Below are 12,384 nucleotides of genomic sequence, written 5' to 3'. Positions count from 1 at the left end.
CCTGTGATTGGTTCAGTGCCTGGCCAGAGGCCGGGACATTGCGAGCAACTGCGCGAAGAGCGCGACGATGACCCCGGCGAGCATCGGAACCGGCGACAAACCCGCCACTCCCACGCCCAGCAGCAGAACCGCCACCACCACGACCCACTTCAACGCCACCCCTGCCAGCAGCCGCGCGAGCGCGCCTGTCGACGGATTGACCCCTCCCCCCAGCGCGATGACGCTCGACAGCCAGCCTCCGAGTGCGATCGCCGCACCACCGAGACCTGCCGCCAGCGCCCAGTCGGCTCCCTTTGCGAGGAAGGCGAGCGCCGTCACCGCGATCGCGACCGCCTGCCAGGCGACTGCGCGCTGTGCCAGCCGCCGACCCACTGCGACGGACGTCAACACTTCAAAGGATTCCACTGTCTGGAGGACACGGGGGCGTCGAAACGGCCCCGTCGAGCCGCAAAAGTATAGCAGCGGCGCCAATTCCCCTACAACCGGCGAAGGTCCTGTTTCGGAACACGGAACGCAAGGCGCCTGACGCCATGCTCGCACTGCCTGCGTATTCAGAATTTTAAGGGAATTTCTTTGCGTCTCCCCGGAACTTCGGCCCGCGCAGGCAGTCGTATCCCATGTGTCCGATCTGCCGTCCTTCCTCGTCGGTCCCGTCTGCAGATCGCCACCCCGAGCCCCGGCCCGCCGCCGGGGCTCTTTTTTTCTGGAAGATCATCGGTTTTCGCGCACCGCACGATCCACGCCTTTGGCGCCAGAAACGAACATCGGTCACATGTCGACTTCACGTCGAAATGACTGCGGGTTAACGAACATCGCCCGCCTCCCACATGAAGACTTCCCCCGATGTCACGACCCGCGTCCCGCTTTGCCCTCGCCCTGCTTTCGACCGCCATCCTCGCCACGTTCGCCACTGCCGCGCAGGCGCAGAGCCGTGACGACCGCTTCGTACTGCGCCTGAGCGCGTTCAATCCGGAAGCCGAACTGGGCTTTTCCGGCGATGGCACGGTCACCGACGGCACAGACACCGCGACCTTCGGCTTCGACGAAAGCTTTGACACCGGCCGCGAATGGCGTCCGCGCGGCGCGATCGGCTTTCGCATCAGCGAGCGCCAGGCGCTGATCGGCAACTTCTACGACTACCGCCGAGACGAGACCTGGGAATACGGCGGCAACGTGCTCGACACCGGCACGATCATCCCGGGCGGCGATGCGATCGAGATTCCGTCGGCGCGCATCGACGGTCGCCTGTCGTTCCGTCTGGCGAACCTCAACTACGAGTACTCGGTCATCAAGAACGACAGCTTCCAGTGGGGTCTGGGCCTCGGCGTGACCTACGCCAAGCTCGAAGCCACCGCCAACGGCAGCTCGACCGGCACCGATCTGCTGGACCCGGAATTCGAGAGCGTGGGCTGGGAACGCGACGGCATCTCGCCGGGCCTGCACACCCGCCTGACCTGGACGCCGGCCGAGCGCTGGACCGTCGGCCTCGAAGCGCAGTACCTCGATACGACCTGGGGCAACATCCTGGACGAGGAAGGTCACTTCGAGCGCGGCGGCCTGCTGGTCGAGTACATGGTCAGCGAGCGCGTCGGCATCCATGTCGGCTACGACTGGTTCCGCCTGAAGCTCAAGGACCAGTACCGCGGCACCGCGCGCGCACCGGACGGCATCGACGCGGGTCCGTTCCCGTACTCGGGCAACGTGACCGGCGATCTGAAGGTCCACGGCCCGATGGCCGGCGTGACGTTCCGCTTCTGATTCGCGTCACCGAGCCGCGCGCCTGGACACAGGCGCGCGGACATGAAAAAGCCCCGGCATGCCGGGGCTTTTTTCGTTGGCGCGGACGTGCTGTCCCGCGCGCTTACTTCTTCTTCGGGATGTACAGGTCGGTGATCGTGCCGTCGAACACTTCCGCCGCCATCGCCACCGATTCGCTGAGCGTGGGATGCGGATGGATCGTGTGGCCGATGTCGGCGACTTCGGCGCCCATTTCGATCGCCAGACCGGCTTCGGCGATCAGATCGCCCGCATGCACGCCGACGATGCCGGCGCCGACGATGCGATGCGTGGCCTCGTCGAAGATCAGCTTGGTGAAGCCCTCGGTGCGGCCGATGCCGATCGCGCGACCGCTGGCCGCCCACGGGAACTTGCCCACGCCGACCTTCAGCCCCTTGGCCTTGGCCTCGGTCTCGGTAATGCCGACCCATGCGATTTCCGGATCGGTATAGGCGACCGACGGAATCACCCGCGCCACCCATTCCTTCTTCTCGCCGGCGGCGACTTCGGCCGCGAGCTTGCCTTCGTGCGTGGCCTTGTGCGCGAGCATCGGCTGACCGACCAGATCGCCGATCGCGAAGATGTGCGGCACGTTGGTGCGCATCTGCGCATCGACGGCGATGAAGCCGCGATCGGACACGCGCACGCCGGCCTTGTCGGCTCCGATCTTGCCGCCGTTGGGCGTGCGGCCCACTGCCACCAGCACGCGGTCGAAGGTCTTCGTGTCCGGAATGCTCTCGCCTTCGAACGTGACATCGATGCCGGTCTTCGCGGCCTTGGCCTCGACGACCTTGGTCTTCAGATGTGCGGACACGCCCTGCTTCTTCAGACGATCGGCGAGCGGCTTGACCAGATCCTTGTCGGCGCCGGGCATCAGCTGGTCGGCGAGCTCGACGACGGTCACTTCCGAGCCCAGCGCGTGATAGACCGTCGCCATCTCGAGACCGATGATGCCGCCGCCGACGACGAGCAGTTTCTTCGGCGTTTCCGCGAGTTCCAGCGCGTCGGTTGAATCCATGACGCGCGGGTCGTCCCACGGGAAACCGGGCAGTTTCAGGGCCTGCGAGCCGGCGGCGATGATGCACTGCTCGAAGCGCACGAGCTGGGTCTTGCCGTCGCTGCCGGTGACTTCGATCTCGTTTGGCGACACGAACAGGCCTTCGCCGGTGACCACGCGCACCTTGCGCTGCTTGGCCATGCCGGTCAGGCCCTTGGTCAGCTGGCCGACGACTTTTTCCTTGTAGCCGCGCAGCTTGTCGAGGGCGATCGTCGGGGCGCCGAAGTCGACGCCGTAATCGCTGGCGTGCTTGGCCTGGTCGATGACCTCGGCCGCGTGCAGCAGCGCCTTCGAAGGGATGCAGCCGACATTGAGACAGACGCCGCCGAGTGTCTCGTAGCGCTCGATCAACACCGTATCGAGACCGAGATCGGCCGCGCGGAACGCGGCGGTGTACCCACCGGGACCGGAGCCCAGTACGACCACGCCGCATTCGACGTCGGCCTGTCGGCCCGACGAGGGCGCGGCCTTGACCGCTTCCGGTTCGGCGGGCGCGGCGTGCGAACGCGCAACCGGCGGATTGCTGCCGGGCGCGTCACTCTTCTTCGCAGGGGTTCCTTCTTTCTTCTCAGGCACCGCTGCCTTGGCATCGGCGGGAGTAGCATCGCCCTCGCCTTCGAGCTCGATCACCGCGACCACGCTGCCTTCCGACAGGGTGTCGCCGACCTTGACCTTCAATTCCTTGATGACGCCGGCGCCCGACGAGGGCACTTCCATCGTGGCCTTGTCGGATTCCAGCGTGACCAGGCTCTGGTCCTTGACGACGGTGTCGCCGACCGCGACCAGCACCTCGATCACCGGCACGTCGTCGTAGCCGCCGATGTCGGGGACTTTCACTTCGAGGGTCTGGGCCATCACGGATTCTCCGGAGTCTGTTGCGTGGGGTCCGACGCGGCCGTACGCGACGCCGGGCGACGGGCCCAGGTCAGCGAATACAGATCGTGGCGGCGGTCGTTGAGGTTCTGCACGGTGCCGTCGTTGCGGGCGACGACGAGATCGTTGAGGCGCAGGTCGGCGAACGCGACCTGCTCGACGTTGGGCGTGGTGTCGGCGGCGATGCCGTCACGCGCGAACGGGAAATCGCAGGGCGTCAGGATGCAGCTCTGCGCGTACTGGATGTCGAAGTTGTTGACGCCCGGCAGGTTGCCGACATTGCCCGAGAGCACGACGTAGCACTGGTTCTCCACGGCGCGCGCCTGCGAGCAGTAGCGCACGCGCAGATAGCCTTCGCGGGTATCGGTGCAGAAGGGCACGAACAGGATCATCGCGCCTTGGTCGACCAGGTGCCGGCCGAGTTCGGGGAACTCGCTGTCGTAGCAGATCATGACGCCGATCGGCCCGCAGTCGGTCATGATCGCCCGCGCACTGTCACCACCGCCGATGCCCCACCATGTGCGCTCGTTGGGCGTGGGATGCAGCTTGTCGCGCGTGTGCAGCGAACCGTCGCGCAAGGCGACGTAGCAGATATTGCGCACGTTCGCGTCAGGGCCGTCGCTGGTCCGCGTGGGATGCGACCCGCCGATGATGTTGATGTTGTGGCGCACCGCGAGCTCGCTGAGCAGCGCGGCGAAACGCTCGGTGTAACCGGTGAGCGCGAGCAGCGAATCCTGCGGCGACAGCGGTTTGTTCTCGACCGACAGCAACTGCAGGGTGAAGAGCTCCGGGAACACGACAAAGTCGGCGCGGTAATCGGCCGCGATGTCGACGAAGTACTCGACCTGGGTCGCGAACTCCTCGAACGAGGCCACGCGCCGCTGCTGGTACTGCACCGTCGCCACGCGCACCGAATCGGGCAGCTGCCGTGCCGTGCCGGTGGTGCGCACGTTCGGGTCGATCTTGGGATTGCGCCAGACCAGATGCGCCGCGTAGCCGCGCGATTCGCGATCGGCCGGCTGATAGTTGCGCAGCAGGCCGATGAACTCGAAACCATTACTGAGCTGGAAGCTCAAAGCGCGATCGCGGATACGACCCGCGCGCACGTCGGCGACGTAGGCGTGGGCGTCATTCCCGTAAGCCTTGGCGCGACGCGAGAAGCCCGGCAGACGACCGCCGAACACGATGCCCTTGAGACCGAGTTCCTGGCACAGCCGCTTGCGCAGCTCGTACAGACGACGGCCGATGCGCAGCCCGCGATATGCGGGATCGACGCAGACTTCCATGCCGTACAACCAGTCACCGGTGGTCAGGTGTCGTGCGCCGTAGCCGCCGCCCGAAATCTCGGTCCAGCGATGCGGCGCCATCGCGCTGGCCTCGTCGATGCGGAACGTCGCGCAATACCCGACCGCGACCTCCTCGTAGCAGGCGACGAACACGCCTTGCGGAAACTGGGCGATCTGCCCGGTGAGCATCTCGGCCGTGTAGCCACCTTCCTCGCCGTAGACCGTATCCGACAGCGCGACGATCGCCGGAATGTCGGCAACCGTCGCATGACGGACGGTCAGCCGCGCTTTCTCGCGCGTCGCGTCGCTGCTCACCGGCACGCTTACAGCAGCACCCGGCGCATGTCGCCGAGCAGCTGCGCCAGCGTCGCGGTGAAGCGCGCGGCCGCGGCGCCGTCGATGACGCGGTGGTCGTAGGACAACGACAGCGGCAGGGTCAGGCGCGGCTGGAAGGCCTTGCCGTCCCAGACCGGCTTCATCGCCGACTTCGACACGCCGAGGATCGCGACTTCCGGTGCGTTGACGATCGGGGTGAAGCTGGTGCCGCCGATGCCGCCGAGCGAGCTGATCGAGAAGCAGCCGCCCTGCATGTCGGCCGGACCGAGCTTGCCGTCACGCGCCTTCTTCGCCAGCGCGGACATCTCCTGCGAGATCTCCATAACGCCCTTCTTGTCGGCGTCGCGGATCACCGGGACGACCAGACCGTTGGGCGTGTCGGCGGCAAAGCCGATGTGGAAATACTTCTTGAGCGTCAGGTTCTCGCCGGACGCATCGAGCGAGCTGTTGAAGCGCGGGTACTGCTTGAGCACCGCGACCGAGGCCTTGATCAGGAACGCGAGCATGGTCAGCTTGACGCCGGCCTTCTCGTTTTCCTTGTTGAGCTGCACGCGCAGCGCTTCGAGATCGGTGATGTCGGCATCGTCGTGCTGCGTGACGTGCGGGATCATCGCCCAGTTGCGCGCGAGGTTGGCCGCCGAGATCTTCTGGATGCGGCCCAGTTCCTGGACCTCGATCTCGCCGAACTTGGCGAAGTCGACCTTCGGCCACGGCAGCAGGTTGAGACCGCCGCCCGCCACTGCCGGCGCGCCGGATGCGGCCTTCGCGCCGCCGCCCTGCAGGGCGCTCTTGACGAAGGACTGCACGTCCTCGCGGATGATGCGGCCGCCCTTGGCGCTGCCCTTGAGCTGGGTCAGATCGACGCCGAGCTCGCGTGCGAACAGACGCACCGCGGGGCTGGCATACGGCACCTTGTCGGGGAAGATCGCATCAGCGTCGAACCGCACCGGCGGATTGCCGCCGCCCGGCGCGCGATGTTCGATCGAAGCCTCGGCGATCCTGTCGGGCTTGCCCTGCGTCGCGACCGGCTCGACCGCGTTGTCGTCCTTGCCCTTGCCCTTGGCCGGCGCGGCGGCCGGCTCGGACGCCGCAGCAGGTGCATCGCCCGCGGCTTCGATGATCGCGACCACGGCGCCTTCCGACAGCGTGTCGCCGACCTTGACCTTCAGTTCCTTGATGACACCGGCGACCGCGGCCGGCACTTCCATCGTGGCCTTGTCGGATTCCAGCGTGATCAGGCCCTGGTCCTTCTCGACCGTGTCGCCGACCGCAACCAGCACTTCGATCACCGGCACGTCGTCGTAGCCGCCGATGTCGGGCACCTTCGATTCCTGCGTCCCGCCACCGCCGGACTGCGCCTTCGGCGCCTCGGCCTTCGTGGCCGGTGCGGCTTTTTCGGCAGCAGGCTTGTCGGCAGCCTTCGGGGTTTCGGTCTTCGCGGGCGCTTCGGCCTTCGCCGGCGCCTCCGCCTGGGCGTCGCCGCCCTCGGCTTCGATGATCGCAACCACGCCGCCTTCCGACAGGGCGTCGCCGACCTTGACCTTCAGTTCCTTGATGACGCCCGCGAACGGCGCCGGCACTTCCATCGTGGCCTTGTCGGATTCGAGCGTGACCAGCCCCTGGTCGACCGACACCGTATCGCCGACGGCGACCAGCACCTCGATCACCGGGACATCGTCAAACCCGCCAATGTCGGGAACGCGTGCTTCTTTCAGGTCGGCCATGCGGCCCTCCGGGCATCTCGTGACCCGCTATTGTGCGGCCCAGCCGGGTTTGCGCCAACTGTTGCATCGCGTACGGACACGCATGGGCGCGCGTGCACATGCGCTGCGCGCGCAGCGCGCGTGCATGCCCGACACCGAATGCGGAACGCTGCGTCGCAGCCGTGACATTCGACGACGGCACATGGATTTTTTGGCGCTTGCGTTGCGTGGATGTCGCATCGGCACGCCCTTGCAGATGAACTGCGCGAACGGGTTCCCGAAGACACGGTGAAGCGTTGCGAACGCTTCAGCTAGCGCAAATCGTCTATTCAGCTTCCGATTGCGAGCATGGCGCCGCCTTCCCGCAGAGGAAGGTCGCAGCGCCGCCCCCGCACGCTGCGACATGTCGCAACGCTGGACCCGCGACACGGTCCGGCCTTCAAGAAGGAGCACACCCCATGCTGAAGTCCAACAAGCGCGTTCTTGCGCTCGCCACCCTGGCCAGCTTCGCTGTTTCGTCGGTTGCCTTCGCCCAGGATGCGGGCGACACCGCGTCCGGCAAGCGCTTTTCGGTCGTCGGCGGCGCCACTCTGCTCGAGCCGACCAACCGCAGCGCCAACGATGGCGTCGAAGTCGACGGCGGCCCCGCACCGACCGCATCGGTCTCCTACAACTTCACCGACAACATCAGCGCCGAACTGTGGGGCGCCCTCGACAAGTTCGACCACCGCGTCCGCAACGACGCCGGCAAGGTCGGCACCGTCGAGCAGCAGCCGATCGCGCTGAGCGGCCAGTATCACTTTGGTCAGGCAGACAACACCTTCCGCCCGTTCGTGGGTCTGGGTTACCACCACTCCAACATCAGTGGTGAAGACCTCAATCCGGGCGGCGAGCACGTCAGCCTGTCGTCGCCGAAGGGCGCGATCGGCACTGTCGGTGTCGACATGAACATCACTCCTACCTGGTTTGCCCGTGCCGATGCGCGTTACCTGCGCAGCCGCGCCGACGTGAACCAGGCCGGCGTGTCCACCGGTCAGGAGCTCAAGCTCGACCCGTGGACCGTGGGCGTTGGTATCGGCGCACGCTTCTGACCTCTCTCCCAGAGTCGTGTGCCATGGAAGACCCGCTTCGGCGGGTCTTTTTTTGCGCCCGCCTGGCGACGCTCCGGGCGGGCCCGGGTAGTCAGATCAGAGCCAGCGCCCCAGCCGCCATTGCAGCAGCACTGCATACATGGCGTGGTAACCGATGACGAGACCGGCGACCGCGAACAGGCCCGCCGGCTCCCCGAGCGGGCCCCAGGCCGCGAGCGCGGCGTAATCGCCACGCATGCGTTCCCAGGCCTGCCAGATACCCGCGAACACGCGGGCCACGACGACGAGCGTCAGCGCCAGCACCAGCCAGCGGTTTGGCGTGTACCAGACCTGGCCAGGCAGATGTTCGACGCGCGTCACCAGCCAGCCCAGCGCACCGAGCGCCAGGCCGGCGAGCACACCGAGCGCGGCATACGGAAATGCGTGGGCGACGAACCACTGGGCGATGCCCATGCCGCCGAGGAACACCAGCGCCGATGCGGGGATCAGCCAGGCATTGAGGCGCGTCAACCAACGCGGCGGACGTCGGCGCGAGGTGCCGACGCGATAGCGGTTCCACAGCGCCAGCGGCCATAGCAGAAGCAGCAACGCGAAGATGGCGAGTAGGACCACGGCGAGCAGCAGAAGAGGCATGGCGGTGTGGCGGATTCCGGCGAGTTGGAGGCGGCATGATCGGCGAAGCAGCGCGCGACCACGATGAAGGTGTGCCGTCGCTTACGGCGGCGGCGTGCCGTCGAGTCGCTTGACGTCGCCGTCGACCTCGCCCGTCCCGGCCAACACCTTTTCGCGGCGGAACATGTAGAGACCGCTGGCGACGATGATGCCGGCGCCCAGCCACGTCATGCCGTCGGGCAGCACCTGCCAGACGAACAGATCCAGCAGCACGACCCACAGCAATGCGGTGTATTCGAGCGGCGCGACCTGGCTGGCCTCGCCGAGCCGGAACGCATGCGTCAGCCCGACCTGGCCCAGCGCACCGGTCACGCCGATCAGCGCCAGCACCCACCCGTGTTCGCGCTGCAGCGGCTGCCAGTCCGGCCACGCCAGCGCACCGGCGAAGACCGCCATCAGCACGAGAAACCAGAACACCAGCGCCTCGGGGCTGTCGCGCTGCGCGAGCTTGCGCACAGTGATCGACGCGATCGCATAGCACAGCGCACCGCCGACGACCGACAGCCCGGCGAGCGTCGCCATGCCTTCGCCGGTTGGCCGCAGCACGACCAGCACACCGACGACGCCGAGTGCGATCGCGGTCCACCGACGCGGGCCCACCTTCTCGCCGAGCAGCGGCACGGCCAGCGCGGTGACCATCAGCGGCGACACGAAGACGATCGCGTAGGCGGTCGACAGCGGCATCCGCGCCAGGCCATAGACGAAGCCCGCGATCATGCCGACGCCCAGTACGCCGCGCAGCAGGTGCAGCGGCCAGTGGATGCGCAGCAGACTTCCAGCGCGTCCGCGCAGCAGCAGCCAGCCGACGATCAACGGCAGCGTGGCCAGGCTGCGGAAGGTCGCGACCTGGAACGCGGAATAGTCGTTGGCGATCCACTTCATGCCCGCGTCCATGCCGGCGAACGCGAGCACCGCGAACAGCATCCACAGTGCGGCGGCGCGGGCATCGGTGGGAGCGGAAGAAGCGGACATGACGATGGGCGAGGCGGTGGTGCGGATGCGCATCCTCGCATGGGCGGGCGAGGTGGGCTGAGCCGGAACGTGCTGAACTCTCTTCACCATCCAGCCGATCACCGATCAGCATTGCGTCTCTGCAAGCAGCCAGCTGAAGCCCGCCCCCGCATTGTGGGGACGGGATGGGTGGGAGCGAACGGTCCGAGCTCGGCACTGCCCTCCTCGTGCGAGTTCGTCGGTGAGATCGCGCCCGGTGCATTGCGCCGACACGCACGGTTCGCCCCATCCCGGCCTGCCCGGCCCGGCGAAGCACGCCGGGCATTCGACCGATCCACGCGGCGGTGCCGCGCAAGCGGACCACCCTCATCCCCCGCTCGCGGGGGAAGGTGCAGGCACTCAGCCCTTCAGCGTGGCCGTATCGATGACGAAGCGGTAGCGCACATCCCCCTTGAGCATCCGCTCATAGGCGGTGTTGATATCGGCGATGCCGATGCGTTCGATGTCGGAGACGATGCCGTGCTCGGCGCAGAAGTCGAGCATTTCCTGGGTCTCGCGAATGCCGCCGATCAGCGAACCGGTCAAGCGACGGCGCTGCATGATCAGTGCGCCGGCGGCAACCGGCGACGGCTGGTCAGGTACGCCGAGCAGGATCATCGTGCCGTCGACCTTCAGCAGCGACAGATAGGCGTTGTAGTCGTGCGGCGCAGACACGCTGTCGACAATGAAATCGAAGGTCTTGGCCAGCGTCTTGAACGTTTTATCGTCACGGGTCGCGGCGAAATCGTGTGCGCCGAGCTTCAGCGCATCGTCGCGCTTGGACTCCGACGTGCTGAGCACGGTCACGCGCGCGCCCATCGCCACGGCGAACTTCACTGCCATATGGCCGAGGCCGCCGAGGCCGACCACCGCGATCGCATCGCCAGCCTTGAGCCCGAAATGGCGCAGCGGCGAATACGTGGTGATGCCGGCGCACAGCAGCGGCGCCGCGGCGTCGAGCGGCAGGGACTCCGGCACGCGCAGCACGTAGTCCTGGTCGACGGTGATGCGGGTCGAATAGCCACCTTGGGTCGGCGCGCTGCCATCGCGCTCCATCGCGTTGTAGGTGCTGGTCATGCCCTGCTCGCAGAACTGCTCCTCGCCCGCCTGGCACTGCGCGCATGACCGGCACGAGTCGACGAAGCAGCCGACACCGACGGCGTCGCCGACCTTGAACTTCGTGACGCCGGTGCCGACTTGCGCGACATGGCCCACGATTTCGTGGCCTGGAACCATCGGAAAGATCGAACCGCCCCATTCATCGCGGACCTGATGCAGATCGGTATGACAGACGCCACAGAAGGCGATGTCGATCAGGACGTCATTGGCGCGCGGGGCGCGGCGCTGGATCGTGGTCGGCGCGAGCGGCGTGGTGGCGTCGGCGGCAGCGTAGGCGGGAGTCTCGAGCATGGCGGAGGCCTCGTCAGGAGCGTTTGGGGATTGTCCATTTTGCGCTCCGGCGTGCATCGCTGACGTGGCGGTGGCGGAACAGCGCATACCGCCCGTGCGGTAATCTGCGCGCCTTCGTCCCACCTGCAGGTGCCCCATGCCTTCCTTCGATATCGTCTCCGAAGTCGACACCCACGAGCTCACCAATGCCGTCGACCAGGCCAACCGCGAGCTGACCACGCGCTTCGACTTCAAGGGCGTCGAGGCGTCCTACGAACTCGACGAGTCGACCATCAAGCAGTCGGCGCCGAGCGACTTCCAGGTCCAGCAGATGACCGAGATCCTGCGTCAGCGCCTGGCCGCACGGAAGATCGACGTGAAGTGCCTGGAGTTCGGCGATATCGAGACCAACCTCGCCGGCGCGCGGCAGACGGTCACCGTCAAGCAGGGCATCGAGCGCGATCTGGCGAAGAAGATCCAGAACACGCTCAAGGAGGCCAAGCTCAAGGTCGACAGCCAGATCAACGGCGACAAGCTGCGCGTGAACGGCAAGAAGCGTGACGATCTGCAGGCCGCGATGGCGCTGCTGCGGGGCGCCGAGTTTGAGCTGCCGCTGCAGTTCGACAACTTCCGCGACTGATCCGCATGTTTCCGAGCGCCGACCCGATCGCCGACACCCGCCTGTGGCTGGAACGCGCGGTGATCGGGCTGAACCTGTGCCCGTTCGCGAAGGCGGTCGTGGTCAAGGAGCAGGTGCGATTCGTACTGAGCGATGCGACCACGCCTGAAGCATTGCTGGAAGAGCTTGGCGAGGAACTGCTGCGCCTGCGCGACACGCCGGCCGGCGCGATCGACACGACGCTGATCGTGCATCCGCAGGTGCTCGGGGATTTTCTCGACTACAACGATTTCCTCGACGAGGCCGATGGTCTGGTCGAGGCGCTGGAACTCGATGGCGTGCTGCAGGTCGCGAGCTTCCATCCCGAGTACCAGTTCGCCGGCACCGCGCCCGACGACATCGGCAACTACACCAACCGCGCGCCGTACCCGACGTTGCATCTGCTGCGCGAAGACAGCGTGGCGCGCGCGGTGGATGCGTATCCGGAACCGGACCGCATCATCGACCGCAATCTCGGCACGCTCGAAACGCTGGGACATGCCGGCTGGGCACGGCTGTTCACCGAAGCGAACTGAGAGCGGCGCGACGCGTG

Annotated in this window: 11 protein-coding genes; 4 read left to right on the top strand and 7 right to left on the bottom strand. The window is 66.7% G+C overall.

What is annotated here, in order from left to right; genetic code table 11:
- Positions 1-12: 12 nt before the first annotated feature.
- Complete coding sequence (locus ACZ9YD_RS12540) at positions 13-405, bottom strand: ATP synthase subunit I (protein WP_465075577.1); 393 nt, start codon at positions 403-405, stop codon at positions 13-15.
- A 438-nt stretch (positions 406-843) separates the two neighbouring features.
- Between ACZ9YD_RS12540 and ACZ9YD_RS12535 the strand changes: the two genes are divergently transcribed.
- Positions 844-1,758, top strand: coding sequence for a TonB-dependent receptor (locus tag ACZ9YD_RS12535; protein ID WP_465075576.1), 915 nt, complete (start codon positions 844-846; stop codon positions 1,756-1,758).
- A 103-nt stretch (positions 1,759-1,861) separates the two neighbouring features.
- Here ACZ9YD_RS12535 and lpdA read toward each other — a convergent pair whose 3' ends face one another.
- The 3 genes from lpdA to aceF are packed head-to-tail and all read right to left on the bottom strand — an operon-like array spanning position 1,862 to position 7,052.
- Positions 1,862-3,688, bottom strand: a complete 1,827-nt coding sequence (lpdA, locus tag ACZ9YD_RS12530; RefSeq protein ID WP_465075575.1) for a dihydrolipoyl dehydrogenase — start codon at positions 3,686-3,688, stop codon at positions 1,862-1,864.
- Positions 3,688-5,307 carry a GNAT family N-acetyltransferase gene (locus ACZ9YD_RS12525; protein WP_465075574.1) on the bottom strand — a complete coding sequence of 540 codons (1,620 nt, stop codon included), beginning with the start codon at positions 5,305-5,307 and terminating at the stop codon, positions 3,688-3,690. The genes lpdA and ACZ9YD_RS12525 overlap by 1 nt, the downstream gene beginning before the upstream one ends.
- An 8-nt stretch (positions 5,308-5,315) precedes the next feature.
- Positions 5,316-7,052: a dihydrolipoyllysine-residue acetyltransferase gene (aceF, locus tag ACZ9YD_RS12520; protein WP_465075573.1), complete on the bottom strand. Its 1,737-nt coding sequence runs from the start codon at positions 7,050-7,052 to the stop codon at positions 5,316-5,318.
- A 437-nt stretch (positions 7,053-7,489) separates the two neighbouring features.
- Here aceF and ACZ9YD_RS12515 point away from each other — a divergent pair, with 437 nt between their 5' ends.
- Positions 7,490-8,122: an OmpW/AlkL family protein gene (locus ACZ9YD_RS12515; RefSeq protein WP_159681447.1), complete on the top strand. Its 633-nt coding sequence runs from the start codon at positions 7,490-7,492 to the stop codon at positions 8,120-8,122.
- A gap of 96 nt (positions 8,123-8,218) precedes the next feature.
- Here the strand turns inward: ACZ9YD_RS12515 and ACZ9YD_RS12510 are convergent, their stop codons facing one another.
- From ACZ9YD_RS12510 to ACZ9YD_RS12500, 3 genes are all read right to left on the bottom strand, one after another.
- Positions 8,219-8,755 carry a DUF1453 domain-containing protein gene (locus ACZ9YD_RS12510; protein ID WP_159681446.1) on the bottom strand — a complete coding sequence of 179 codons (537 nt, stop codon included), beginning with the start codon at positions 8,753-8,755 and terminating at the stop codon, positions 8,219-8,221.
- An 81-nt stretch (positions 8,756-8,836) separates the two neighbouring features.
- The gene (locus tag ACZ9YD_RS12505; RefSeq protein WP_465075597.1) at positions 8,837-9,793 is read right to left on the bottom strand and encodes a DMT family transporter; all 957 of its coding nucleotides are present in this window, start codon (positions 9,791-9,793) and stop codon (positions 8,837-8,839) included.
- Positions 9,794-10,144: 351 nt separating this feature from the next.
- On the bottom strand, positions 10,145-11,194 hold the full coding sequence (locus ACZ9YD_RS12500; RefSeq protein ID WP_465075572.1) for an NAD(P)-dependent alcohol dehydrogenase: 1,050 nt from the start codon (positions 11,192-11,194) through the stop codon (positions 10,145-10,147).
- A gap of 136 nt (positions 11,195-11,330) precedes the next feature.
- Here ACZ9YD_RS12500 and ACZ9YD_RS12495 point away from each other — a divergent pair, with 136 nt between their 5' ends.
- Positions 11,331-11,813, top strand: coding sequence for a YajQ family cyclic di-GMP-binding protein (locus ACZ9YD_RS12495; RefSeq protein ID WP_465075571.1), 483 nt, complete (start codon positions 11,331-11,333; stop codon positions 11,811-11,813).
- Between the two features lie 5 nt (positions 11,814-11,818).
- Positions 11,819-12,367, top strand: coding sequence for a DUF1415 domain-containing protein (locus tag ACZ9YD_RS12490; protein ID WP_465075570.1), 549 nt, complete (start codon positions 11,819-11,821; stop codon positions 12,365-12,367).
- Positions 12,368-12,384: the final 17 nt, after the last annotated feature.

The organism is Luteimonas sp. AC640a, from assembly GCF_979256585.1.
Note: the sequence above shows the minus strand (reverse complement) of the source record. Positions and strands in the feature narration are given on the sequence as shown.